The following is a 26,224-nucleotide window of genomic DNA, read 5'->3' as shown; positions in this document are numbered from 1 at the left end:
ATATCTATGAATGTCGTGGGCATCTATTAAGGTGCTTCACGACATTTTTTAATTTTGTATATTTATGGTAGATTAGATAGAGAGGTGGGGATATGACATTGGATCCTATTAAACGTAATATCAATGAACTTGAATTTTGGGAAGCGAGATCTATTTTGTATGATTTGTTGAAAGAGGCTGAGAGTTTTCCGGATCAAGATCTGTCAGGCAGACTGTTGAAGCTCTGGGATGAACAGATAGAGGAAGCACGTCTGCGGCGCGAGGAAGCCGAACGGGTTCAAAGCAATGTACATATTATTTTCAGCCTATCAGACGCTGGTTCTTTGAAAGTCGCGCTTAGTGAGACCGGTAAGAGAGAAGAAAATAAAGTATTGGCTTTTAATGAATCGTTTTCCATCGGACCGATATTTCAGTTGGATAAAGTGGAAGGCAGACGGTTGAGACAACAATGGATGAGGGAACGCTTCTCTCCTTTCCGTTGTCTGAACAATATGAATAGAGAGCATCAAATCGAGCACGTAATAGATGAATTAGCTAAACTTACGGAAGATAAGACCATTATTGTTTGGTGTGCAAATAACGCACATGATCAGACCGGATTGAGGTTTGTCCTGCACTTATTGCGTGAATATAAACAGCCCATAAAAATTGTTAATTTTACAGAGATTCTTCACGACTTGCCTGTTCCTCCCATTGCCCAAGCCTATGTTGAAAGAGATGTACATCGGGAAATGGTGAGCAGCTTCCACAACGTTAAGTCATTATCTGCTCAAGAGCGGCAGCAATACGTCTCATCTTGGGAGAAGCTATCGAATCAGAATCTAACGCTGCGAATATGGCAGGATGGAGATGTTAAAGGGTGCGAAGAAAATGAGTTGGACGAGTTGTTTCTCTCAACCGTTTCTTCGTTACAGGAGGAGTATGACGAAGAAGGGTTTATTAAAGCTGGGAAGGTGGTAGCAGCAATATTCGAAAACTTCAGCCAAGTTGTTGACGATTCCTTTATTGAGTACAGATTCTGGACCATGATCAGCAGCGGGAAACTACTTTTCAGAGGTCTTCCAGGAGCATTATATCAGTACTCTATTAAGTTAAACGAATAATAGAGAGGATGATTACACTTGTCGAAAACGTTGAGAGAATGGAATGAAGAGCTAGAGTCGTTAAGAGAGAGGGCATCTGAACGTGAGTATTTGGAGCGCAGATCGGATCAGCTTGATCGTATGCTGCGCAATGCTAGGAATCTAATCTCGAAGCTAACGGCTGAACATGACCGGGAGAAGGAGGATGTCGTTAGACTGGAGCGGAAATCCTGGGCGAACTTATTCCACAGCATCATGGGAAATAAAGAGGAGCGTTTGGAGATTGAGTGGAAGGAAGCACTTGCAGCAGCGCTAAAGCTTCAAGAGGCTCAACCGGCAATCATTAAGCTGGAGCAGGAGCATCTGGAGGTTTCTACGAAATTAGAGGCTGTCCATGAAGCTATGAACGCCTATAAACAATTTCTTCTGCAAAAGGAGCAGTTCCTGCGCAGCGGCGATCCGACAGCCTCCGGTCGATTGTCTGAGCTGGATGAAAGCCTGTTCCGCGAACAGACGGATATGAAGGAGTTTCGTGAAGCTGCATCAGCCTGCAGAAAATTGGTTGAAGCATTAAGCAACGCAAGTGTAAAGCTGGACTCTGCTAAAGATTGGGGAACGTATGATATGCTGGGCGGCGGAGCACTCAGCACCTCTATCAAACACTCCCGTATGGATGAAGCACAGGATTATATTCACGAGGCGCAGCATCACTTACGGCAGCTTCAAATTGAATTAAATGATCTCAGACGTACGGCTGAGCTATCGGTTGAACTTGGGACGATGGACAAGTTCGCTGATTATTTCTTTGATAATTTAATTACAGACTGGATTGTGCAAAATCAAATTAATTCATCTATTAATGATGTTAACTCACAGTTATCGGAAGCGACAGGACTTCTGGTTAAATTAGATAATGAAGTGAGGGCGTCCGAACGACGTCAAGAGGCTATTAGACAGCAGCGAGCGGCATTCATTGAACTTTTTGACTAACTTATTAGTTTTCGAAAAATAGAACTACATACAATAGAGTTCCGGACGACATGTGCCGGGGCTCTTTTTTATTCACTCCTTTATTTGAAGTGATTTTTGAGAGTCATCTAAGTAGAGTGTTATGTCGTAATATTATAGTCGAATCTTCTGATTTAGATTGAATAAAGGTGGAGGTAGAGAAATATCTATGAACTATAACCGCATGGAAGCGCTTAACCAAGGGTGGTTGACTAATAGGGAGGGATTCTGATGGCACGCGGTAAAAGACTCTGGTCTATTTCTACTTCGCTCGTATTGTGTACAACCCTGCTTTTTGCTTGTTCGAACAATTCCAACAATACGAACAGCACCAGTACTCCAAGTAATAATGCTGGCACCACTGCAAAACCAACGAATGATGAGGGAACAAAAGAAAATACGGACAAAAAGGTCATCACCATCACCTATCGCGATGACGGAATCGGCGAGGAAGGTGTGATGTACAAATGGATTCAAGAGCTTGCAGCGAATTTTCCAGACAAAAACGTAGAGATTAAGGCAACTCCGATTCAGGCGTCAGAAGGCGACTATTTTGCCAAGATTGCATTGGCACTGAAGTCCAAGGATACTGCACCGGATATCGTGACGGAAGATACATTTATTCTCAACTCGGATGCAAGTGCCGGCTACCTGACATCACTGGATGATAAAGTGAGCGCTTGGGAAGATTGGACGAACGGCTCCTTCATTGAGGCGCTCAAAAAAGGGGTAACCGCCAGTGACGGCAAGGTCTACGGGGTCCCTTACAATACAGATTCCAGGGGACTATGGTACAACAAGGCACTCTTCAAGCAAGCCGGACTGCCTGAAGAATGGACACCTAAGAACTGGGATGAAGTACTGGACGCAGCTAGAACAATCAAGAGCAAACTGCCTGACGTCGTGCCAATCTGGATGAATATGGGCAAGGCAACCGGTGAAGCAACTTCCATGCAGACTTATGAGATGCTGCTCTACGGCACAGGTGAGAGACTTTATGATAACGACACAGGCAAATGGATTACGAAAAGCCAAGGCATCGTTGATGCACTGACATTTATCCAGACGATTAACAAAGAGAAGCTTGGACCACCGCTGTCCAAGGTGCTGAACGGTCAAGCGGGCAATACTTCCACTCGTGAATATTTGCCACAAGGCAAGCTTGCAATTTCACTCGACGGTTCGTGGATTACAGGCAACTATCTGGAAGGCGGCGCAGCACCATGGCCTGAATATAAAGATGTTCTTGGCTTTGCTCCAATGCCTACAAGCAAAGGTCAGGCTCCAGGCTCTATCACCCTTGCAGGCGGCTGGGCATTATCCATTCCGGCGAACGCGCAACACAAGGATGAGGCGTGGGAAGTTATTAAATTCGCACTTAACAAAGAAAACTCGAAAAAGCTTGTTATTGCATCCGGTAATATCACGGTTCGTGCGGACGTAGGAACCGATCCAGAGTATACCCAAATGCCATTTAACCAAATCGCAACAGACTATCTGAAGAATGCCGAGTTCCGTCCTGCGCAGGATAAATATCCGGAAGTCTCGACACAAATTCAGACGATGGTCGAGTCCGTTGCATCAGGAACATCAGCTCAAGATGCAGCAAATAAATACGCCCAGGACGTTACTCGAACGGTAGGCGAGGATAACATTTTAGAAAAATAATAGAAAATGGCTTGCTCAAGCCCTTCCTATAGACGTGGCTGCTTGAGCAAGTCTTCTTTTCATCTTGCAAGCGGAGGAGGAAGACAAGAATGAGCAGTTTGGCCGTTCAAGGCATGGAGAAGCGGCGAAAAACATGGACTTGGGTTTATTTTTTACTGCCCTCCGTGGCGATCATGCTTGTATTTTTTATTTATCCGATATTACTGACGGTATTCTATTCCTTTACTAACCTTGCTCTAACGGGAGAAGCTGCCAAGGATCTGCAGTTTGTTGGGCTTGATAACTATACGCGTATGTTCGAGGATCCGACGGTACGGACCAGCATTTGGAATACACTCGTATTTCTGATCGGTTCAGCTGTCATAGGTCAGCAGGTATTAGGCTTCTTGATCGCACTCTTCATGAAACACAGAAATAAATGGTTTCGCAGAGTCATTGGTACCATTGTATTAGCGGGATGGGTTACGCCGGAGATCGTTTGCGCGTTGTGCTTGTACAGCTTTTTCGGCGATGAAGGGACTCTGAATGCTATCCTGCAGTCCTTTGGTATGAGCGAGGTTACTTGGCTGTATACCGTTCCGATGATTACGATCATCCTCGCGAATATTTGGCATGGGACAGCCTTCTCGATGCTGGTGTTTCAGGCGGCATTAGATGATGTGCCAAGCGAGATTGAGGAAGCTGCTATTGTGGATGGCGCTTCAAAATGGCAGGTATTGATGCGGGTAACGATCCCATACATAAAAGAAACCATAACGACTAACATGATGCTTGTTACGCTTCAGACACTAGGTGTGTTTGGTCTGATTTACGCCATGACCGGCGGGGGGCCAGGAACATCCACGACCACATTGCCAATCTTTATGTATAATCAGGCGTTCGTCAATTATCAGCTTGGTTACGGTACGGCCATTTCATTGTTGCTGCTGTTCATCGGTATCATCCTGAGCTTGTTCTATATCCGCTCGATGAAAGAGTAAACGGACAAGGAGAACAATTGTATGAGTGCAAAACAACGAAAATGGATTTTTCAAATATTGCCTTACTCCATATTGGCTTTAATCGGAGTCTGCTTCCTGCTGCCACTGTTATGGGTACTAGTAGCCTCCGTTGATACAAATGCCATGCAATCCTTGAAGACGCCAACTCATCTGACAGGCAATAACTATGTGGACGTACTGACGAACAAAGACAATCAGCGTGCCTTTCTGATCGGCCTCTTTATGTCCGGTGGCCAAGCTGTTCTGGTCGTTATACTGGGCTTGCTTGCGGCTTATCCATTGTCACGTTATCAACTTAAATATAAGAAGCCATTTATGCTGACCATCTTGTTCATGACCTCGTTGCCAATAACAGCAGTTATGGTACCGGTGTATCAATTGTTCCTTAGCCTTAAGCTGTATAACAATATTTTTGGCGTTATTCTGTTCTTCGTAGCTTCTGCTATGCCTTACGGCATATGGATGCTGAAGAACTTTATGGACTCGGTGCCTTCCGAGCTGGAAGAAGCGGCATGGATTGATGGTGCTTCCGTGTTCGTAGGGATCCGGAAGGTAGTTGCACCACTCATGATTCCAGGTATTTGTACAGTAGCGATCTTTACGTTCTCCGGCAGCTGGGGGAACTTCTTCGTACCGTACATCTTGCTGCAATCCCCGGGAAATTTCCCGGCCTCACTGAAGATATACCAATTCTTTGGTCAATATGGCATGGCCGACTACGGCAAATTAGCCGCCTTCTCCGTCATGTACGCCATCCCATCGGTGATGCTGTACATTTTGTCCCAACGCTTTATGTCCAAAGGCTTTGGCATGCAGGGCGGGATGAAGGGATAGGGTAGAGGTGAGCACATAGTGGGTAATCAGAAAAACCTTGAAAGGGTTTGTGCCTTTCAAGGTTTTTTATTTGTTTATTATGGTAAAATATTCAAGAATAATTCTTACCCATACACATACCAAGCGCGGACAGAGGCTTTAAAGGTTAGCATCCCAGGTTCAATCGAAGTCCCAGTGTCGCCAGCCGGCATAGAAGCCGCCTTGAACATGACTGGTTCGAAGCCGTTCCGGGATGTTTCCATGACCTTGCAAGGAACGGCAGACAGGGAGACACCAAGGGTTGCAGCAACGGCAAGTGCCTTCGCACCGGCATCGCGTACGGCTAATGTTAAGGCCTCGCGCTGAGCTTCGTCAGCATGCGAGGATCGGAACGTCACATCGGATACCATGTTTGCTCCCGCGGCAACAGCGGCATCGATAATTTGTCCGGTATCCTTTACACCGTCAATCGTTACACGTAATAGATGCACGGCTCTATATCCTCGGAAGACTTGCTTCCCGTCTATAAAATCGTATTGCGGCTCGATTGTAAATTGCGCGGTTGAGATATTCTCCCGTGGTACTCCTTGAGACAACAGTGCATTTATAATAGCTTCGATCTTCTCAGCATTACTCGCCTGAAGTTCTCCTAGGCTCTCGCCTTCCTGAGCAACGCCTAGAGTGACAACAGTCTCGTCTGGCACAGCCACTGCCATTCCTTCACCGATAACCTCAATCGTAAACTCACAAGAAGGCTGATACTGCTCCTTCAATACAATCGACCTCCGTTTCAGTTGTACCGTCTCTTTCTATATATAGACGTGAAGTGGACTAGAGATGTTTCTGAGAGCTGCGATCTATTTACTTCACCACTAAACAACAATACCAAATTAAGGTAAAATGGTACATTTGGACTATTATTCTTCCAAATCATCCATGTTACAATTCGGAAGTCATCCGTAACTTTAACGTCTACAGCTAATAAAGCACAATCACGTTTAAGGTGATTTGTGTTTTTTTGCATTGTTTCACGTTGTAATAAACCCAATATAATCTCTTCGTTTCCATAAACTTGAAACGTATAGGAAGTCTACCCGTATGAATGAAAATCAAAAATGAGAGGAGCACACAATCACATGAGAGTCATCCTATTAGTAAAAGATCCAGAGCAGGGATTGAGGCAGATTGATGATCGGGAATGGGATTCTACAATGATCGCCTCTTTGGAGCATGTGAACTATCTGACCGTTCATGGCGATGAGTACCAGACGCTGGAAGGGAAGCTGAACGTTGATGCCGGGCACTTAGAGCTCCTACTAGTGAGAATGAATAATAAGACATTATAGATGGAAAGAAGGTACACGGCATGCAAGAAGAGAAAAAACAGGACCAGCTAAAATCTAAAGTGTTTACCAAGGAAGGAGTACCACTCAAGGTGCTCTCCACTTCCTTAGGTCTTGCCTTATTAGCTAATGTGGCAGCTGCACCAATTCATGCGGAAGCAACTTCCCCAGCAGCAACGGAGTCTCCAAGTCCAAGCCCAACAGCCATATCTAGTACAAACGCTGGACCGAAGCTTGTTGAATGGTCTAGTGAAGCAGTGAAGCGATATTATGACCCTGCAGTCGATTGGAATTTGCCATTGCCATCAGATAAAGAACTGGAAGAATCGGAAGCCGTAGAACCGAGTGCGCAGGTAACAACCGGTTCCACTGGCGGCGGGACAACGATTATTAATCAATCTTCTGGTTTCGGATGGGATGACCTCATGTTGTACCATCTGCTGTTTAACAGCGGGAATTCGTATTCTTCACAATCTTATGCCTCTTCCCATCGTTCCTATTATTATGGCAGCAGCCGTCCTTACGAGCCTAAGAGCTACTCCAATGGTAAATTCCAGAACAAGCCCGTTGTTGGTTCATCGGTTTCACCACCAAAGACATCTAGTTCTACCGGTACGGTTACTCGCCGATCCACATCATCATCTCCAGGCGGTATTGGCGGCAAATCCAGCGGATTTAGCTCCTCTTCATCGGGCTCATCTTCTAGCTCCTCTTCAAGCTCCGTTTCATCTGGAGGATTCGGAGGATGACAGCAGAGGTATTCAAAGTGATTGGAGAGCCTGACGAGAACCGAACTCGTAAAGTTGAACAATTAAAGGATATGGGGTTCGCTTGGGCGGACCTGGATACTGAATCCTATTGGATTGATCAGGTTGTAGGAATGGATAGAGGGATCTATGAGGAGCTTGAAAGAGCTTCCAGGCAGCTTTGGCTAATTCTAGATAAAGCCGCACGTTACATACACGGCAAACATGACCTTTATCATCTGATTGGTATACCAACGATTTTATGGGACTTAATCGATCAATTACCAATACCAGCAGAAGGTGCCTTGAGCAGATATGCAAGGTTCGATTTTGCAATTTCAGCTGAGGGCAGTATTAAAATGCTTGAATTAAATGCGGATACCCCAACAGGTTACGTAGAGGCATCTATAGCTACACCTTGGCTATGTTATCAAGCCGGGATAGACTCCGTTAATGAGAAGATGAAAGATCAGATCGCTTCAGCATGGGCAATCGAAAAGCCAGACACTGTTGCTTGTGTAGCGTATGGTACACATCTGGAGGATTCCGGGACGATTGAAGCACTGGCTAAACATAGCGGACTCGAGCTTCAGTTAGAGGACTGCTTGAATTTGTGGGTGGACAATGGGGTTTTGAAGAACGGGCAGGGGAATCCAATCAAGAGAATGTTCGCGCTTTATCCGAAGGAGTGGATGGCGCATGATGATGGAGGAGAAGCTTTAGCCTATTCGATCGAGAAGGGTTACTTGCATTTGTTTAATTCGGTGCATAGTATTCTGCTCCAATCCAAAGGGCTGCAAGCCGCTGCATGGGGATTGTATGAACTAGGCGTTTTATTCGATAGACAAGAACGTGAAATAATCGAGAAGTATATGCTGCCGACCTATAACAAACCGGTATTCGATGGGGACTTTGTATCCAAATCGATGTTTGGACGTGAAGGTGGTTCTGTAAAAATGTTTGACCAAATTGGTCAGCTCGAGATTGAAGATCAAGAAGCCTTTGATACGAGTGAGCTCTTTCCTGTTGTTTATCAGAAGCGGACTAATTTATCCCTCATTCATACAGCAGTAGGTGAGTTCCACTTGCTAGTAGGTATGTTCGTCATCAATGGAGAACCTTGCGGTCTTCTTGGTCGGGCTGGAGGACCAATTACTGGTAATTCAAGCCACTTTATCCCGATTGGAGTGTTATAACAAAATGAAAAATATATCCATAGTCATGAGTACTTTACTGCTATGTCTATTGCTCAGTTCATGTGCAACAAATAATCCCGAATACGTGTTTAGTACCCGTTCAGATACAACTACACGGACGACTTCCTCTGCTACCCCAGCCCCGACACCAGCTCCTCTAGTAACGGAGGTTCCATGGGATTATCGGATCGTTGAAGAGAAGGTTGGTGACCTTGTTGGCAGCGATATGACGATCGTTCCGGATAACATCCTTCTTCCGAATGACGATAACTATGCAACAGGGGATAAAGTCTGGATTCTTCAATATATGGATGCAGAGTTAACAACGGATGACCAGAAACGAAGCCAGATCAAGCTGTCGACATGGAATACGTTGAAATCTTTTAAGACGGAGAAGAATGCAACAGCGGACTTGGCTACTTTAAAAGAATCCATTCAAACAGAAGTCGATTTGGTTGGTGTATATAAGACAGAGAATGCAGGTAAAACGCGTGATTTTGCTGTGATTAGCCTTCCATCCGGTAATGTGGTCAAACAACCAATTAGTGATGAGAAGTATGCAGCACTTAAGACAAAATCCAAAGTTAAAGTAAATCTCGAACAAGTTCACTTATATAGTGACTACGATCAAGTATATTCGAAATTCCGGGGGTGGGCTCAATGACGGTATTTATTAATCTTGTAGTTAGCGTAGTCGTAATTATCATTCTTCAATTGGCCGGCATGTTGATCTTTAGTTTAATGACGCCATTTAATGACTTGGATGAGCTGAAAAAAGGCAATATGGCAGTAGGCTTAGCGTTTGGCGGCAAATTTTTATCTACAGCCCTGATCATCGGTGTTTCGGCTTATACGAATACATCGATATGGCATATGATGTTATGGTTTTTAGTAGGTTACTTTATACTAATCATCTCCTATTGGATATTCGAGCTAGCTACTCCAGGTATAAAAATATCTGAGCATCTGCAAAAGGGCAATGTCGCCATTGGCGCCCTTCTATGCTTCGTATTTATTGGAACAAGCTTTGCGGTAAGCAGCTTGATTGTTTAATCTTCTGGAATTATGAAGACGGTTTGAAAGGGGATGAAATCAATCCTTTTCAGAAATAGCAAATCCGTGAGACCATCCAAGCGTTAAAACAACGCCTAAATGGTCTTTTTCTTTTGCCAAGTCACAATTTTTACCTTACAAGTCATTTGCGTGGTAGCCGAGGAGCAGGGGAGATTTCTACAATGGCTTAAGAAGTGGTACATCGCCTCCGATATCCATGGAAGGTGGTTATAAGCAGCTGAGAATGAACATGAGATGATAATTGTAACCGCTTACTTTTTTGTGGGAAATTGCGGCGAGCTTACTTGCATAAGGGAGGAGAAAGCGTTAGCTGACGGTTCGGACCCTAATACAATGGAGGTAATCACATGTTAAAAGTGGTAAGAGGCAATCGATTCTTCATTTATTTGCTCACTCTAGCTTTATTGGTTCTTCAACTGCCGTTCTCTGCGGCTGTATCCGCAGCATCACAAACCTATGAAGCGGAATCTGCGGCTCGTACGGGTGGAGTTGTTGTGGCAACAGATCATACAGGCTATACCGGAACAGGCTTTGTAGGCGGCTACACGGACACGAATAAAGGAAATGCTTCCACTGCCTTCACGGTTAGCGCTAGTGCAGCAGGGAGCTATACGACGGTAATAAGATACTCAAATGGTACAGGTTCAGCGAAGACTTTAAGCTTATACCTTAATGGAACGAAGCTGAAGCAAATCTCACTTCCAGCGACTACAGATTGGAACACTTGGGCGACACAATCGGAGATCGTATCTTTGAATTCCGGCAGCAATACGATTACTTATAAATTTGATACATCGGATACCGGTAATGTGAATGTAGACAATATTGTGGTCAGCGACACTTCAACAGGAACTACTCCTTCTGGAACGAACCTGGCACTAAATAAGTCGATCACTTCAAACAATAGCTACACCGGTTTTTCAGCTGCAAACGCAGTCGATGGAAACACTTCTACTTACTATGAGGGTGCCGCTAACTCGTATCCAAACACGCTAACTGTGGATCTTGGCAGCGCGCAAAGCGTGAATTCTATTGTTCTGAAGCTTCCCGCTGCATGGGGAACAAGAACACAGACCATATCGGTCTCAACTAGTACAGACAACAACACTTTCAGTACGGCTGCTGCATCCAATACTTACACGTTTAATCCTTCTTCCAGCAATACGGTTACGGTTTCTTTCACAGCGGCATCCGCAAGATACGTCCGAGTGAACGTAACAGCTAATTCCGGCTCTACGGCAGGCCAAGTGGCTGAGCTCGAAGTGTATGGAAGCGGGGGCAACGTGACTCCTCCTCCAACTTCACCGGCAGGAACTTATGAAGCGGAATCTGCGGTATTGTCTGGCGGCGCTGCTGTGGCAGCCGATCATACAGGCTATAGTGGTACCGGCTTTATAGGTGGTTTTATTGATTCCAATAAAGGCAATGCTTCGGCAACTTTTAATGTGAATGTTGCAGAAGCGGGCAGCTATAACGTTACGTTAAAATATGCAAATGGCTCTGGCGTAGCTCAGACACTTAGTCTCTATGCGAATGGAACAAAAGCATTGCAAACTTCCCTTTCAGCTACAGCTAATTGGGATACTTGGAGCACAAAAGCCGATACTGTATCTTTAAATACCGGCAATAACACGATCATGTATAAATACGATACAACGGACACCGGCAATGTGAATATCGACAAAATCGATATTGCGATTGTTGTGACTCCACCAGTCACGCCACCACCAACAGGCACGTATGGGGCAACGATGCCTTATGACACATATGAAGCAGAATCTGTGACGTATACAGGTGCTGTTGTGGGTCCAAACACAACGTTTGGCAGCATCGCTTCTGAAGCTTCTGGCAGAAAAGCCGTTCAGCTTACATCTGCTGGTCAATATGTACAGTTCACTCTAGCCAAGGCGGCGAAAGGGGTAACGATCCGCTACTCAATCCCTGATAATGCAGCAGGTACAGGTATTGATTCCGCTATCAGCATGTACGTTGGTGGTACGTTATTCAAAGATATTAACCTTACTTCCAAATACAGCTGGAACTATGGTGCTTGGGGAACTGAAGGCGGGGAGATTCGCTGGTCGAATAACCCAAATGCAACACCAACAACACCACATCATTTGTATGATGAAGTGTCTGTTGTATTGAGTCAGGAATATCCGGCAGGAACAGTCATTAAGCTGCAGAGGAATGCAACGAACCTGAACTTCAGCTCCACTTCGAATGTCACAATCGATTTGATCGAGACCGAAGCTATCCCAACGGCATTAACTATGCCTTCTAACTATGTATCCATCACCAATTATGGTGCAGTGGCCAATGACAGTGGGGATGATACTACAGCAATTAATAATGCGATCAATGCAGTCAAAAACTCCGGAGGAACGTATAAAGGCGTATGGATTCCGGCGGGTAACTTTACCCTGAATAACGGAAATAAAGGCGCGGGATACAATGGCAGCGGAACTAGACTGTACTTAGACAGTGGTGTTTCGATGAAAGGGGCAGGCGTTTGGTATTCGACTTTGTCCGGCAATTACGCAGGTCTCTATTTGCGAGGCGGCAATGTTACGATTTCCGATTTTAAAATCAGCGCAAACGACTTGATTCGAGATGACTATAATGGCGTCTCTGGTGTTGAAGGAAATGGTACAAATTCAACGCTTACCAATCTGTGGATCGAGCATACGAAGGTTGGCTTCTGGCTGACGAATCAGACGAATAACGCCACAATCTCCAACTCCAGAATTAGAGATGTATGGGCAGACGGACTTAATCTCCATTATGGTACATCGAATACAACGGTAACGAATAACTCGGTTCGTAATAGCGGTGATGATGGCCTTGCAATGTGGTCTGATACTTACTTGGATACAAACAATACGTTTAGCTATAACACCGTGCAAATTCCTACACTTGCCAACAATATCGCGATTTATGGCGGCAAAGATAATAAGGTAATTGGCAACCTGCTGACAGACACAGTGGTTAATGGCTCAGGTATCTCGTTTGGTACTAACTTTAATCCTCCATCTATGACGGGAACGCTGACCATTCAAGATAATGTGCTTATCAGAACCGGTTCCTATCATAAAGATTATGGCTACCAGATTGGTGCGATTTGGGCTTATTGGCTGAATAATACGGGCAAAGCTCAAAGCCTGAGTGTAACCGTATCCGGCAATACAATTCAAGACAGTATCTATTCCGGGATATTTATTGAAGAACCAGCTCCAAGTATTTCAGTGACGTATGATTCGAATACGATCACAAATCCGGGGACTTATGGGGTATATATCAGAGGGACGGCAACTGGCAGCTCAGCTTTTAACAATAATACGGTCAATGGCGCTCCTTCCGGTAAATTTTCTAATACGTCTACCAGCTTTACAGTAACAGGTTCGGGCAACAACTGGTAAGGAAGCTGTAAAACAAACAACCCTGCTAACTTAGCGGGGTTGTTTTGTTATGGTGTAATATTCCATCTATTATTTTGAAACCAACGATTAAATGCATCGTATTGTACCTAGTTTAGCATTTTTAAAGGAGGCTATTTATGCCTGACATCAGGATTGTTACTGATTCCACAACAGATTTGCCGAAGGAGCTGCTCGACCAGCACAAAGTGGCAGTCATTCCTTTGTCGGTATTTGTAGATGGAGAAACCTACGAGGATAATGTGACGATTTCTCCGCTTGAATTTATTCAGAAGATGAAGATTGCCCCGGAATTGCCAAAAACATCACAGCCTGCGGTTGGTGTATTTCTCGAAATGTACGATCGGCTTGGGCAAAATGGAGATACGATTATTTCCATTCATATGACAAGCGGCATGAGTGGTACGTATTCCACTGCATGTGCTGCAGCAGAAATGTCCTCTAGCAATGTCGTTGTCATAGATTCACAGATGATCTCTCAAGCTCTTGGTTTCCAAGTGATAGAAGCTGCGAAGATGGCTCGTGAGGGATTAACGGTTCAACAAATTAAAGCCAGACTTATGAAGATTCTTGATAACACTACATTGTTGGTTGTCGTGGATACATTGGAGAATCTTGTGAAGGGCGGCAGAATTGGCAAGGCCAAAGGATGGATCAGCTCTATTCTTAGCATTAAGCCGATTGCTATGCTTGAACAGGGAATCTATACACCAGTCACTAAAGTTCGGACGTCCTCACAGATTATTAAGAGTCTGCTTGAACGATTTAACAGTGACACGGCCGGCAAAGAGATTACAGAAATTGGGATATCGCATGCCGATAATCTTTCCTTAGCCGAACGGCTTCGGGAAGAACTGAGCCGGATTACAGCAATTCCAGTCCGTATACGTCCAGCAACACCAGTTATTACGACGCATACAGGACCTGGAGCAATTGGTTTTATGTATTGTGCGGAATAAAAGCAGGGCTGTCTCTTCTTATAAGAGGCAGCTCTTTTTCATGGGCCCAGAGAACCTTGGCGAATTTTGTTGATTTTTCGCAAAGATTTGGTATTATATTGACGAGTTCATGGGGGGAGTCGATTGGGTGATCCGTATTACTTCGTTAATAGATAAAGGCTTTAAATATCATGTGCTGCCCCAGGGTTTGCAAATGCTCGACAATGTTCTGGCTGTAAAGCTGGAAGGCATAGAAGAGGAAGTTAGCATAAGGTTAAGCTTCAGCTTTCAGAGCCGTGAATGGACGATAGAGCAAATGATTGACCCGAGTGTTCCTATCAATCAGATTTTTGATTACCAACCTGAGTTATTAGCAGAAGGTTTGCGGCTCATTACGCGGATTGATGAGATGAATGGCATGGATGAAGAAGATTTCGAGGCAGCGTGCGAGCGTGGCGAATTTAAAGATATTTCTGGTTTAGCAAATTAACTGGCCTTTTTATGAGGCTGGTTTTTTATTTTTGCCTCTAGCAGGAAACGAAGGCTTATACGCATAATGACTATATGAGAGATTTCTCAACTTGAATAACTTCTTAAGGAGTGTACGTATTGTGGCAAATGATCGTAACTGGGCAGGAAATTATAAGTATAGTGCATCAGAATATCTCTTTCCCGAAACAGTAGAAGAAGTGCAGGATATTGTAGTTCGCAGCAGCAAACTGAGAGTGCTTGGATCAAGGCATTCTTTTAATGGAATAGCGGATACGAATGCAAGCCTGGTATGCCTTCAGAAGATGAATCGTGTTCTGGAGCTGGACAAGACCAATAACCGTGTAAAAGTTGAGGGTGGTATCCGTTACGGGGAACTTGGCGAATATCTTTATCAACAGGGCTATGCGCTGCACAATCTGGCTTCACTGCCGCATATTACAATAGCTGGTGCTATCGCAACAGCAACTCATGGCTCAGGCGATCGAAACGGCAATCTTTCAACGGCGGTATATGCGCTTGAGATTGTTAAAGCTGATGGAACGTTGGTGGTATTTACTCGGGATGATGAGAATGGACTGTTTAATGGAGCTGTTGTAGGTCTCGGTGCTCTAGGCGTAGTAACAGCCATTACACTGGACATTTTTCCGTTGTTTGAGATCAGCCAATATCTCTATGAGAATCTTCCATTGGCGCAGCTCGAGAGTAACTTTGATGCGATTTATTCAAGCGCTTACAGCGTCAGCCTTTTCACCGATTGGAAGGAGTCCAGGTTTAACCAAGTGTGGCAGAAGAGATTGGCAGGAGAGGCTAGCCCTATAGAGGGAGGGACTTTCTTCGGGGCTATTCCTGCAGCGGTGAAGCTTCATCCTGTACCAGGGCAGACGGCGGAAAATTGCAGTGAGCAGCTAGGTGTTCCGGGACCATGGCATGAGCGGCTTTCGCATTTCCGGATGGACTTTACCCCTAGCGCCGGTGAAGAGCTGCAGACCGAATATTTTGTAGCACGCCATCATGCCTATGAAGCACTATGTGCAATTAATGAGCTAAGCGAACAGATCGCACCGCTCTTGTTTATTTCCGAGGTTCGTACCATTGCGGCGGATGAGCTGTGGCTCAGCCCGAACTATAAGCAGGATTCCGTTGCATTCCATTTCACATGGAAGCCGGAGTGGGAGGCAGTTAAGCAGGTGCTTCCTCTGATTGAAGCAAAGCTGGAGCGATTCGATGCACGTCCTCACTGGGCTAAGCTGTACACCATGTCAGCCGAGCGTGTGCAATTGCTGTATGAGAAACTCCCAGAATTCCGTGAACTGCTGTTACAATGCGACCCAGACGGAAAGTTCCGCAATGCGTATGTGGATGAGTATATTTTTTAGAAATAACAAGGAAACCGAGTCCCTGTAAGGGGTCTCGGTTTATTTTTGATAAGAATATATTTTATTAGTTGGATGCAACAAAGTGCATAATAATGCGTTTACATATTTAGGAAATGGGGGTCCGAGATAGCTGTCCTCCATATTAATCCAAAATAAAGTTCGTCGGTTAAGTTAATCCATTGTATGGAGGTCCAATCTATGGCGATGCCCACTCATATTGTAGCGGTTGGTGGATTTGTAGAGAATGTGCAAGGTGAAATATTGCTTGTGAAGACGCAGCATAATGGCTGGGTATTCCCTGGCGGGCAAGTGGAGGCTGGAGAAAATTTAACCGATGCGCTTATGCGTGAAATTCAGGAAGAGAGTGGAATTGACTGCATTGTCTCACACTTGATTGGCGTGTATTCCAATACTGGTATGTATAAGTGGCATGACGGGGTAACCGATGTTCCAACAAAGCTGATGCTGGATTTTGTATGTCGTCCAATCGGCGGCGTCTTACGGACAACTGAAGAAACATCGGAAGTCCGCTGGGTTCAGAAGGAAAAGGTGCTTGAATTGATCCATTCGCCTGCCATTCAGACAAGATACCAGGCTTATTTGGATTTTGACGGCTCAATCCCTTACTTGGAGTATGTAACGAAACCACAATTTGAAATAAGACATGATAGGAGGATATAGCCACATGGACTGTTTAGGCTGCCGCATCGTGAATGGAATTGAACCGGACTTAAACCTTATTTATGAAAACGAATTTATAACTTGTGTGCTTGATATCGCACCGTTTAATGAGGGTCATATCTTAATTCTCCCCAAGCAGCATTATCTCGATATAGAGGAGCTCGACTCGAACACCGCGTATGCCATCATGGATGCATCCAAAAAGGTTTCTGTCGCCTTGAAGGAAGTATTCCATCCTGATGGCATCACCATCTGCCAGAATGGCGGCTTCTTTAATGATTTGACGCATTACCATATGCATCTGATTCCGAGATATAAGGGGGATGGCTTCTCATGGAGCGAGCCTCTTCAGCCTCATGGAGCTGAGAGACATTTGCAGAAGACGAGAGATCGTATTCTTCAAGTCTTAACGAAGGAGACCCGTGTATGAATGCTCCTGAAGAAATCTTAAAGGTATGGAGAAAATTTGATCATTTTCCGATGGAGACGTTAACAAAAGCCTGGTACTATCAGCAAAATACAGCAACAAAACAAAGAGATGTTTCTCTGATGAAGGAACATCGCGAGCAATATGGGATAACAGGAAATTGCTTTGACCTCTCTTTATGGCTGCTCCATGAGTTTGAACAAGAGGGGATTGAAGCTTTTCCAGTTGGTCATGATTTAGGGACGCCGGATGCACATGTGGCAGTTATTGCAAAGAGTGAACACGGCTACCGTTATTTTTGTGATCTAGGGGATCAATGGCTAAATCCTGTTCTAATTGATTCTGATTGTGAGGATTATCATGCGGATAAATTACGAGGATTTTTCCCGGCTGCCGAAATCCAGGTAAAGGCTGAAGGAAACTTGCTTAAGGTACAATACCATCGACCAAACGGGAAAATGAGCCAGCAGGATTTTGATACAACGCCGGTTGCAATTACAGACCTATGGAAAGCGGCAGAGATCTCCCAGAATACGATTAAGCAACGGCCTCTATTAGAATGCAGAATTCCTTTCAATGATGAAATCGCTCATTGGGAATTTTATAACTGGAGCAGTGTCTTAAGCACAACTCAAGGATTATATGAAGAGCCCGCAACTGAAGATATTAAACAATGGTGCACTCGAATCCATCACAAGACTGGCTACGATAAAACAATGCTCTCAGAAGCTCTGCAATTCTATAAAGGTTTGCAATAAGATTCTCTCATGAAGAAGAAGCTTTGAAATGTACATTAATAAGTCGCAGAAGTGGTGGTATAGTTGCCTAAAACTATATGACCGCTTTTTTTGATTGTTATTTATTTTAGATTTGAAATAAATGACTTTTAAAGGTTGGAGTTATTCGAATACGTAGTTTGTGACGATCAGGTTGAAAAAGCCTCTTCACTTCGTGACATTATGTCTAATGAAAACGGTAATATCGGGCTCTATACTAGACATAGATAATAAGTGGAAGGAAAGGCAGGTGGTCCATTTGCCGCAGTCTCAGTCAGCTGTCGTTACGGTTCTAAACTATATCAACGGAGAATGGGTAGAGCCAGAAAGCGGCCGTTATGAAGACGTTCCGAATCCTGCTACAGGAGAGGTCATTGCACGAGTTCCGTACTCGGGGCAGGAGGATGTTGACCGTGCAGTCCAAGCTGCTCAGCTCGCGTTCGAAGAGTGGCGGGAGGTTGCTGTGCCTAGGAGAGCGCGGATTCTCTTCAAATACCAACAGCTGCTCATTGAGAAATGGGACGAACTAGCCCGGATCATCACTACGGAAAACGGTAAAAGCTACACGGAAGCACATGGTGAAGTACAGCGTGGTATTGAGTGCGTTGAATTCGCAGCGGGAGCTCCAACCTTAATGATGGGAAGCCAGCTGCCCGATATTGCTACAGGCATAGAATCAGGCATGTATCGTTATCCGCTTGGTGTCGTAGGCGGTATAACGCCGTTTAACTTTCCGATGATGGTGCCCTGCTGGATGTTTCCACTTGCGATTGCATGCGGTAATACGTTCGTCTTGAAGCCATCTGAGCGCACGCCAATCCTGTCGAACCGTCTAGCTGAGTTATTCAAGGAAGCGGGTTTGCCGGATGGAGTACTGAACATCGTGCATGGCGCTCGTGATGTGGTGAACGGGCTGCTCGAAAATAAACAAGTGAAAGCGATCTCCTTTGTTGGCTCACAGCCGGTCGCGGAGTATGTGTACAAGACCGCTGCTTCGCATGGCAAACGCGTGCAAGCACTGGCTGGTGCGAAGAACCATTCCATCGTGATGCCGGACGCCGATATGGAGCTTGCAGTGACGAATATTATTGCTGCAGCTTTTGGTTCAGCCGGCGAGCGTTGTATGGCCTGCTCCGTTGTGGTTGCCGTTGGTGATGCGGCAGATAAGCTGCAGCAGAAGCTTGTGGAAGCAGCAGACCAAATCAAGATCGGTAACGGTTTAGAGGAAGACGTATTCCTTGGTCCTGTGATCAGGCAGGAGAATAAGGACAGAACGATTGGCTATATCGGGCTTGGGGTAAAAGAAGGAGCACAGCTTTTGCGGGATGGGCGTTTGGATACAGTTGCCGAAGAGGGTTATTTTATTGGACCAACCATCTTTGATCATGTAAACCCAGGCATGACAATTTGGAAGGAAGAGTTGTTCGCGCCAGTACTTGCGATCGTTCGAGCGGCGTCTCTGCAAGAAGCAATTGAGGTCAGCAATCAGTCGGACTTCGCGAATGGCGCCTGTCTGTATACGGACAGTGCGAAGGCGATTCGCCAGTTCCGTGAGAAGATTGATGCAGGGATGCTGGGTATCAATCTAGGTGTGCCCGCGCCGATGGCCTTTTTCCCATTCTCGGGTTACAAGAATTCCTTCTATGGAGATCTTCATGCTAATGGCCGGGATGGCGTAGAGTTCTATACGCGCAAGAAAATGGTGACCGCCCGCTATTAATAATAAATGGCTGAAGGAGAGGAGAGTGTAGTCATGTCGATTAATCAAGAAGAGGCAGATCTGATCGCGAAGGATCGCCAGTATGTATGGCATGCTATGACACCTTATAATGAACAGGCACCTCCCATGGTTGTTACGGAAGGGAAAGGCTCATGGATTACCGATAACCGGGGAAATCGCTATTTGGACGGGATGTCGGGACTCTGGTGCGTGAATGTTGGCTACGGCAGAGAAGAGCTCGCTCGCGCAGCCTACGAGCAGCTTAAATCCTTGTCCTATTATCCGCTGACACAAAGCCATGTTCCTGCGATCCAACTCGCGGAGAAGCTTAATGAATGGCTGGAGGATGATTATATCATCTTCTACTCCAACAGCGGCTCCGATGCAAATGAAGTGGCTTTCAAGATCGCAAGGCAATATTTTGAGCAATCCGGTGCTCCAAGCCGTTACAAATTCATCTCCCGCTACCGGGCGTATCATGGCAATTCGATGGGGGCCCTTGCCGCAACCGGGCAAGCTCAGCGCAAGTATATGTATGAACCACTTGCCGGAGGCTTCCTCCATGTTCGTCCACCTGACAGCTACCGCCGCCCCGAGGGAATGACGATTGAACAGTTTAATCTGCAATGTGCTCTCGATATCGAGGAGACTATTAATTGGGAAGGCCAGGAAACCATAGCGGCAGTCATTATGGAGCCGGCTATCACAGGTGGTGGAGTGATCGTTCCGGAGCCGATCTATCTGGAGAAAGTGCGGGAAATTTGCACAAAGTATGGTGTTCTCCTTATCATGGATGAGGTGATCTGCGGATTTGGACGTTCCGGCCGGAAGTTTGGACATATGAATTACGGTATTAAGCCGGATATGGTAACGATGGCGAAAGGCCTGACCAGCGGTTATCTTCCTTTGTCGGTCACAGCGGTGCGTAAAGACATTTATGAAGCATTTAAAGGGAAAGAGATGTACAGTCATTTCCGACATTTGAATACTTTCGGCGGTTCACCGGCATCCTGTGCACTAGCTCTAGCGAATCTGGAGATTTTGGAGCGGGAACAGCTGGTCGAACGGTCTGCAGCGCTGGGTGAACGATTAACGGAGGAGCTCTCGGTGCTGCTGGAGCATCCGATTGTAGGGGATATCCGAAGCTTTGGATTCTTAATGGGGATTGAGCTTGTAAGTGATAAGCAAACGAAGGAGCCATATCCGCTTGCCGGCGTCGTTCGAATCATTGGAGAGTGTAAGGCGAAGGGGTTAATAATCGGCAAAAACGGCGATACCGTCGCAGGCTACAATAATGTGCTTACGATCAGTCCGCCGTTGTCATCTACCGATGAGGATGTCACCTTTATTATCGAAACGTTAAAGGAAGTTTTTGCGAATATTAAAGTTTAGGAAAAACAAAAAAAGCCTGATTGCTATCAAGCTTCCTGCGTTTGCTCTATGGTGCTCTACCAAGCTGAGCTACGTCCCGGAAAAAAAGATGGTGCCGGCGATAGGAGTCGAACCCACGACCTACTGATTACAAGTCAGTTGCTCTACCAACTGAGCTACACCGGCATATTGTTTTGTATCGGGCACAAAACGTATTATGCCACAGCTTGTACTGATTATGCAACCCCTTTTTCAAAAAAAAGTTTTTAATGTTTTTTTGCCTTGAAATGAACGACTGCACTGTACTGCATTTTCCCTGTATTTGGATTAAATACAGCATGATGCTGGACTTGATGGACTTGCAGCAGCAGAGCTTTATTATTCTCAATTTGCTGGTCAATCCTGAGCTCCAGTGTACGCAAATCGCCTGCTTCAAAAAACTCAACTTTATCTTCAATCAGATCTAAACGAAACTCCATCCTGCACGTCTCCTGTCAATGTAAGCTGAATCTATTATACCGTTATTACTAATGGTTTCAAAGAGTTGAGCCGATAGTAATAGAGGGATGGCAATAGAACCATTTTTTGTTTTACAAAAAGGTAGATTTATCCTAAACTAGTGCCTGTGTCGAAAATAGTCGTAATTACACTGAAAAAGGCAAACTTGCCGAAAGGCAAGGACGCAAAGTTATGGGCCTAATGCTGGATATAGCGATGGTTGCCAGACCGCCGGATGCAGGACATAGTGCCTTAACCAGCTATCCGCCCGTCTTTGGCCGGATAGCTTATTTTGTTTATTCAGTGACAGCGAGGAGAGACGAGGATGAAGGAACGGGTTAGAAAAGCGTTACAATGGCTGGGATCAAGCAAACGGGTTTTGGGAGGCAGACGGAAGATAGGAGTCAGATTACTCCTGCTAACCAGTATTATCACTTTCTTTAACGTAGTGGCTGGTGTATTTATTTACACGCAGAACCTATCGGTATCGCATGCTGTAAAAGAAACAAATACATTAACGAGTGCGCAGCGCGAGTATGAGGGGATATCAAATACGCTGCTTCAGACGCTGCTCTTAATGATTAACTCGATTGAGAACAACAATGACAGCACAGCATCTGCGGTGGTAGATCCGAAAGAACGTCTGGCGGACATGCCTGGTCAGCTGGAGCATTTGAAGAAAACGTTCGAGAAGCTGGACAAAATGTTCCCGGCAGAAGAAGAACAGCAGAATTATATTGGACAAGGTAACATCTATGAGATCGCGTATAACGATTTGAAGAGCTCCAATGTAACGGAGTTCGAAAATTTGACTGCTGAAATGAAATCAGCACTTGTACTTAGACTCGTAAATATTTATTTGAACGAGCTGGAATTTGCGAATCAGAATGTGAATGCGCGCATTACGGTTGATGCGGCGCAAACGGATAAAAAATTGTCCGACAGTGTTGATACAGCTAATATGATTATTCTTATTAACGTTCTGATCTTGGCGGTTATTCCGTTCCTGTTCACAATTGGACTGGTAAGAAGTATTAAAGCCGGTCTTCAAGGGATTATGGGGCGTATTAACGCCTATCAGCACAATGATTTTACATATGATAAATCGCTGGACCGAAAAGATGAATTTGGCGATATTGATCGCTCACTTGCAGCCATGGGTGATAATTTGAAAGCTACGGTAAAAGCAACACTTAGTGTCAGCCAGACCGTTCTTCAAATGTCGAACCAGATGGGTGAGATGATTGGCCGCAACCGTACGGCTTCCGAGCAAGTAAAAGGGCAAATCGATCTGGGTACAGCCGTATTGCTCTCCCAATTTGATGATGCTACCTCAATCTCGGCAGTTACCGAGCAAATCTCGGCAAGCTCGCAGGAAATTGCGGCTTCGAGCGACTACATCAATAAAGACATGCAGCAAATGAAAGATGATTCCCATACAGGTTCGGTTGATATGGAAGGTGTCGTTCAGATGGTTAACCAGACGGTGGAGCAATTTAACCAGGTGACGGAAGCCTTCAACCGGATTACAGAACGGTATAGCAATGTCTCGAAGTTTCTCAGTAATATCCAAGATGTGAATACGCAGACCAATCTGTTATCACTGAATGCGTCGATTGAATCAGCACGCGCTGGGGAACATGGCAGAGGCTTTGCAGTAGTCGCTGAAGAGATTCGCAAGCTGTCGAGTCAAACCGATTTGATCTCGAAAAATATTTCGAAGGAAATGCTGCTCATTCAAGAGGACGTCGCATCAAGCAGCAAGAGTATGGGAGCCTTCGCAGAAGTGATCTTCTCCACGAAGCAGGCTTCCATCTCGGCAAGTGATGTGTTCAAAGGGCTGGAGAAGCAAAGCCATACGTTATCTGAGCAGGTAAGTGAAATCTCGACAGCCATTAACGAGATCACAACAGGCATCACCCACATCGTAACCGCAGTGGACAAGCTGCTTCATACCTCCTCCGAGGTGAACGGCAAGATGGAGCAAATGGGTCACTTGTCCGTTGAGCAGAATGATATCTCTGACAACCTGCAAGGGATGGCGCAAAACCTGCAGCAATCTTCTCGTGAGCTGAAAGAGAAGGCTGCAATCTTTAAAGTGTAATATTTCTTTTCAATTTCTTCTCATTTCTTTTCATAGCAAAATCAAAAGGCTGTTTTCCCAGTTAATCGAAATGGGAGAACAGCCTTTTTGACGTTTTATTGAGCGCTTGCTTGATCAAATTGGTGTATGCCGAAATCCGTAAGGGATGATTGCATAATAGCTTCTCGCAATGGATGTAGATTAGAGGTGAACCGAACCTCGATATCTTTGGCCATCAATAGGTCCAGTGGATTAGTAAGTGTCTGCACCGATAGTGGAGTTATCGTCTCCGTGGAGATGTAATAGCCGGCAGTTTCATCAAACAATTGAAAAGACTCGGCAGGCAGCTCATAACGGTATAAGGCAGCTTTCTTAATTCGATCGTACCAGCCCGTCTCTACTGTAATGACGATATTGCAGGAAGTGAGACCAAAGAACAAATGGTTATCTGCTTCGGTTAAGCTTTCTGATCTCGTGTACACAATTCTCGGGCATTTCCTTGGGAAAAAGAAGGTGAATTCATGCTCCTCATCAATCGCCCAGACGACAGGAGGCATATTAGTGCGGTTCGCCTTTACCCTGGGGACAAAACGTTCAATCGAACATTCCTCGCTAAAATGAAACAATCTCATCGTAAAACCTCCGATCCGAATCGAGATGCTTTTCTATTCTAGAGGAAATGGATAATTTTTTCAAAAAAACCTCTTTACAATACTAATGACCTAGTGTACTATTCAACTATAACACTAATACAAAAGGAGCTGCGAGATGAAAACAGCTAAAATATCAAATCCATCGATTGTGCTTCAGTTGGATGGCTTAACGAAAAAGATAGGCGGCAAAGCGATTGTAGATGGTTTGTCCTTTGATATTGCGAAGGGTGAAGTGGTAGGTTTGCTTGGTCCAAACGGGGCAGGTAAGACAACAACGATGCGAATGATCGTTGGCTTGATTGGAATGACAAGCGGGGATGTACGTATTTGCGGACAAAGCGTGCGTACAAACTTCGAGCAGGCTATCAGTCATGTCGGGGGGATTATAGAGAACCCGGAGTTTTATCCGTATATGACCGGTTACGATAATTTGATGCAATATAAGCGGATGACCGCAGGTGTGACAGAAGCCCGGATCGCGGAAGTGACAAGACTTGTTGGGATGCAGGATGCGCTGGGTAAACGTGTGAAGGCTTATTCACTTGGCATGCGTCAACGGCTTGGTATCGCACAAGCGCTGCTGCATGAGCCCAAACTGCTGATTTTGGATGAGCCAACAAACGGTCTGGATCCAGCCGGGATTAGAGAGATGCGTGAGTATTTGAAACAGATCGCCGAAGCAGAGGGCATAGCGATATTGGTCTCCAGCCATTTGCTGAGCGAGATTGAACTGATGTGCAGCCGGATTGTTGTCATTCAGGAAGGCAAGTTGGTTACGATTCGTTCACTTGGTGAATCTGAGACTCCTACACAAAAGCTTCTGTCTATTTCGCTTCAAGTAGGAAATGCAGAGCGTGCACAGGAGTTAATCAGTCTGATGGAGGATATAACGATTGTACGAGCTGATGCATTAACGAATCGGATTACCCTGCAGCTCAGACAGGATCAAATCCCGGGCCTTGTTGGCAAACTGTCAACGGCAGGCGTGGAGATTTACCGAATTGAAGAAGTTCGTGAAACACTCGAAGAAGAATTTATGAAGCTGACGGGAGGGAACCGCATTGCGTAATTTTACAGGATTGTTGGTAAACGAATGGCTGAAGCTCTCTAAGAAAAGATCATTTTTCGTCGCGTATGCGATTCTCGCGGTTGTATTTGGTATATTGGCTTACGCCTTCTATGAGTTATCACCTGATGGTCTTAACTCAACAGTGGATTTCGCTACAGGGACAATCATGCTGCAGGCTGCGGGACAGCTTGTACCGGTTCTTGCAGTCCTTGCAGCGGCGGGCAGCGTTACGCAAGAGCATCGTTACGGAACGATTAAATTTCTCCTGATCCGGGCGCAAAGCCGTAATAAAATTTTAGCATCCAAATATATCATTTCGGTAGTATATACGCTTACTTTGGTTCTTACTGCAGCTGTGCTTTCCGTTGTTGCCGGTTATATCGTTTACGGCGGTGGAGCTGGGGAATCTACATGGTCGGATTTCCTAACCAATATCGCGAGCCTTGCAGTCTATTCGATTGTGTTCGTTACCATGACCTTTATGATCGGAATTTTGACGAAGTCGAACGGTGCGTCAATTGGTGTCGGGATTTTCTCCATGATGGTAGGAAGCCTGCTTGTTATGCTGCTCTCCCGCTATACCATTACGAAGTATTTATTGTTCAGCAATACGGATCTGTCGGTCTATAACGGAGAAGGGCCGCCGATTGAAGGGATGACGATGGCTTTTTCGATTGTTATACTGCTTGTATATATGGCGCTGTTCCTATCCGTCAGCTTTGCCGTATTTAAGAAGCGCGATATCGCATAAGCGAGGCGTTTCCCTGGCCGA

Annotated in this window: 25 protein-coding genes, 1 tRNA gene and 1 riboswitch; of the genes, 22 read left to right on the top strand and 4 right to left on the bottom strand. The window is 45.3% G+C overall.

What is annotated here, in order from left to right:
• The first annotated feature begins 92 nt into the window (after nucleotides 1–92).
• The 5 genes from AC0YNT_RS19035 to AC0YNT_RS19015 all read left to right on the top strand — a co-directional run bounded on the left by AC0YNT_RS19035 (nucleotide 93) and on the right by AC0YNT_RS19015 (nucleotide 5,593).
• The gene (locus tag AC0YNT_RS19035) at nucleotides 93–1,103 is read left to right on the top strand and encodes a DUF1835 domain-containing protein (RefSeq protein ID WP_475806043.1); all 1,011 of its coding nucleotides are present in this window, start codon (nucleotides 93–95) and stop codon (nucleotides 1,101–1,103) included.
• 18 nt (nucleotides 1,104–1,121) lie between these two features.
• Nucleotides 1,122–2,072: a hypothetical protein gene (locus tag AC0YNT_RS19030; RefSeq protein WP_475806042.1), complete on the top strand. Its 951-nt coding sequence runs from the start codon at nucleotides 1,122–1,124 to the stop codon at nucleotides 2,070–2,072.
• Between the two features lie 249 nt (nucleotides 2,073–2,321).
• Nucleotides 2,322–3,758, top strand: coding sequence for an ABC transporter substrate-binding protein (locus AC0YNT_RS19025; protein ID WP_475806041.1), 1,437 nt, complete (start codon nucleotides 2,322–2,324; stop codon nucleotides 3,756–3,758).
• 89 nt (nucleotides 3,759–3,847) lie between these two features.
• Nucleotides 3,848–4,738 carry a carbohydrate ABC transporter permease gene (locus AC0YNT_RS19020; protein WP_167277583.1) on the top strand — a complete coding sequence of 297 codons (891 nt, stop codon included), beginning with the start codon at nucleotides 3,848–3,850 and terminating at the stop codon, nucleotides 4,736–4,738.
• A 21-nt stretch (nucleotides 4,739–4,759) separates the two neighbouring features.
• Nucleotides 4,760–5,593 (top strand): carbohydrate ABC transporter permease, encoded by an 834-nt coding sequence (locus tag AC0YNT_RS19015; RefSeq protein ID WP_475806040.1) that lies wholly within the window; start codon nucleotides 4,760–4,762, stop codon nucleotides 5,591–5,593.
• Nucleotides 5,594–5,697: 104 nt separating this feature from the next.
• On the opposite strand, the gene AC0YNT_RS19010 is transcribed toward AC0YNT_RS19015, so the two are convergent.
• Nucleotides 5,698–6,345: an SIMPL domain-containing protein gene (locus AC0YNT_RS19010; RefSeq protein ID WP_475806039.1), complete on the bottom strand. Its 648-nt coding sequence runs from the start codon at nucleotides 6,343–6,345 to the stop codon at nucleotides 5,698–5,700.
• A 363-nt stretch (nucleotides 6,346–6,708) separates the two neighbouring features.
• Here AC0YNT_RS19010 and AC0YNT_RS19005 point away from each other — a divergent pair, with 363 nt between their 5' ends.
• The 14 genes from AC0YNT_RS19005 (at nucleotide 6,709) to AC0YNT_RS18940 (ending at nucleotide 21,170) form a co-directional block, all read left to right on the top strand.
• Nucleotides 6,709–6,918: a hypothetical protein gene (locus AC0YNT_RS19005; RefSeq protein ID WP_475806038.1), complete on the top strand. Its 210-nt coding sequence runs from the start codon at nucleotides 6,709–6,711 to the stop codon at nucleotides 6,916–6,918.
• Nucleotides 6,919–6,938: 20 nt separating this feature from the next.
• Nucleotides 6,939–7,664: a hypothetical protein gene (locus AC0YNT_RS19000; RefSeq protein WP_475806037.1), complete on the top strand. Its 726-nt coding sequence runs from the start codon at nucleotides 6,939–6,941 to the stop codon at nucleotides 7,662–7,664.
• Nucleotides 7,661–8,857, top strand: a complete 1,197-nt coding sequence (locus AC0YNT_RS18995) for a glutathionylspermidine synthase family protein (protein WP_475806036.1) — start codon at nucleotides 7,661–7,663, stop codon at nucleotides 8,855–8,857. Before AC0YNT_RS19000 ends, AC0YNT_RS18995 begins: the two co-directional genes overlap by 4 nt.
• A 4-nt stretch (nucleotides 8,858–8,861) precedes the next feature.
• The gene (locus AC0YNT_RS18990; protein WP_475806035.1) at nucleotides 8,862–9,521 is read left to right on the top strand and encodes a signal peptide protein; all 660 of its coding nucleotides are present in this window, start codon (nucleotides 8,862–8,864) and stop codon (nucleotides 9,519–9,521) included.
• Nucleotides 9,518–9,910: a DUF350 domain-containing protein gene (locus AC0YNT_RS18985; protein WP_475806034.1), complete on the top strand. Its 393-nt coding sequence runs from the start codon at nucleotides 9,518–9,520 to the stop codon at nucleotides 9,908–9,910. Before AC0YNT_RS18990 ends, AC0YNT_RS18985 begins: the two co-directional genes overlap by 4 nt.
• Nucleotides 9,911–10,278: 368 nt before the next feature.
• A complete protein-coding gene (locus tag AC0YNT_RS18980; RefSeq protein ID WP_475806033.1) occupies nucleotides 10,279–13,350 on the top strand; it encodes a galactose-binding domain-containing protein in 3,072 nt (1,023 codons plus the stop codon).
• Between the two features lie 137 nt (nucleotides 13,351–13,487).
• On the top strand, nucleotides 13,488–14,327 hold the full coding sequence (locus AC0YNT_RS18975) for a DegV family protein (protein WP_475806032.1): 840 nt from the start codon (nucleotides 13,488–13,490) through the stop codon (nucleotides 14,325–14,327).
• Between the two features lie 127 nt (nucleotides 14,328–14,454).
• Nucleotides 14,455–14,796, top strand: a complete 342-nt coding sequence (locus tag AC0YNT_RS18970) for a hypothetical protein (protein ID WP_475806031.1) — start codon at nucleotides 14,455–14,457, stop codon at nucleotides 14,794–14,796.
• A 121-nt stretch (nucleotides 14,797–14,917) separates the two neighbouring features.
• Nucleotides 14,918–16,174, top strand: a complete 1,257-nt coding sequence (locus AC0YNT_RS18965; protein WP_475806030.1) for an FAD-binding protein — start codon at nucleotides 14,918–14,920, stop codon at nucleotides 16,172–16,174.
• 198 nt (nucleotides 16,175–16,372) lie between these two features.
• Complete coding sequence (locus tag AC0YNT_RS18960) at nucleotides 16,373–16,855, top strand: NUDIX hydrolase (protein WP_475806029.1); 483 nt, start codon at nucleotides 16,373–16,375, stop codon at nucleotides 16,853–16,855.
• A gap of 4 nt (nucleotides 16,856–16,859) precedes the next feature.
• Complete coding sequence (locus AC0YNT_RS18955) at nucleotides 16,860–17,285, top strand: HIT family protein (RefSeq protein ID WP_475806028.1); 426 nt, start codon at nucleotides 16,860–16,862, stop codon at nucleotides 17,283–17,285.
• The gene (locus tag AC0YNT_RS18950) at nucleotides 17,282–18,040 is read left to right on the top strand and encodes a hypothetical protein (protein ID WP_475806027.1); all 759 of its coding nucleotides are present in this window, start codon (nucleotides 17,282–17,284) and stop codon (nucleotides 18,038–18,040) included. Before AC0YNT_RS18955 ends, AC0YNT_RS18950 begins: the two co-directional genes overlap by 4 nt.
• Nucleotides 18,041–18,308: 268 nt before the next feature.
• The gene (locus AC0YNT_RS18945) at nucleotides 18,309–19,778 is read left to right on the top strand and encodes a CoA-acylating methylmalonate-semialdehyde dehydrogenase (RefSeq protein ID WP_475806026.1); all 1,470 of its coding nucleotides are present in this window, start codon (nucleotides 18,309–18,311) and stop codon (nucleotides 19,776–19,778) included.
• Nucleotides 19,779–19,811: 33 nt separating this feature from the next.
• Nucleotides 19,812–21,170 carry an aminotransferase gene (locus tag AC0YNT_RS18940; protein ID WP_475806025.1) on the top strand — a complete coding sequence of 453 codons (1,359 nt, stop codon included), beginning with the start codon at nucleotides 19,812–19,814 and terminating at the stop codon, nucleotides 21,168–21,170.
• 89 nt (nucleotides 21,171–21,259) lie between these two features.
• On the opposite strand, the gene AC0YNT_RS18935 is transcribed toward AC0YNT_RS18940, so the two are convergent.
• Nucleotides 21,260–21,335 (bottom strand) — tRNA-Thr (locus AC0YNT_RS18935).
• 80 nt (nucleotides 21,336–21,415) lie between these two features.
• Entirely contained in the window at nucleotides 21,416–21,628 is a 213-nt protein-coding gene (locus tag AC0YNT_RS18930) for a YrzA family protein (RefSeq protein WP_167277627.1), read from the bottom strand.
• Between the two features lie 168 nt (nucleotides 21,629–21,796).
• Nucleotides 21,797–21,883: riboswitch (cyclic di-GMP riboswitch) on the top strand.
• Nucleotides 21,884–21,972: 89 nt separating this feature from the next.
• Here AC0YNT_RS18930 and AC0YNT_RS18925 point away from each other — a divergent pair.
• Nucleotides 21,973–23,751, top strand: a complete 1,779-nt coding sequence (locus tag AC0YNT_RS18925; RefSeq protein WP_475806024.1) for a methyl-accepting chemotaxis protein — start codon at nucleotides 21,973–21,975, stop codon at nucleotides 23,749–23,751.
• A 95-nt stretch (nucleotides 23,752–23,846) separates the two neighbouring features.
• Here AC0YNT_RS18925 and AC0YNT_RS18920 read toward each other — a convergent pair whose 3' ends face one another.
• The gene (locus tag AC0YNT_RS18920) at nucleotides 23,847–24,362 is read right to left on the bottom strand and encodes a DUF6886 family protein (RefSeq protein WP_475806023.1); all 516 of its coding nucleotides are present in this window, start codon (nucleotides 24,360–24,362) and stop codon (nucleotides 23,847–23,849) included.
• Between the two features lie 136 nt (nucleotides 24,363–24,498).
• Here AC0YNT_RS18920 and AC0YNT_RS18915 point away from each other — a divergent pair, with 136 nt between their 5' ends.
• Nucleotides 24,499–25,452, top strand: coding sequence for an ABC transporter ATP-binding protein (locus tag AC0YNT_RS18915; protein WP_475806022.1), 954 nt, complete (start codon nucleotides 24,499–24,501; stop codon nucleotides 25,450–25,452).
• Nucleotides 25,445–26,203: an ABC transporter permease gene (locus AC0YNT_RS18910; RefSeq protein WP_475806021.1), complete on the top strand. Its 759-nt coding sequence runs from the start codon at nucleotides 25,445–25,447 to the stop codon at nucleotides 26,201–26,203. The genes AC0YNT_RS18915 and AC0YNT_RS18910 overlap by 8 nt, the downstream gene beginning before the upstream one ends.
• Nucleotides 26,204–26,224: the final 21 nt, after the last annotated feature.

This window comes from Paenibacillus sp. J22R56, from assembly GCF_056269375.1.
The sequence above is the reverse complement of the archived record's forward strand: the minus strand, read 5'-3'. Positions and strand labels throughout refer to the sequence as shown.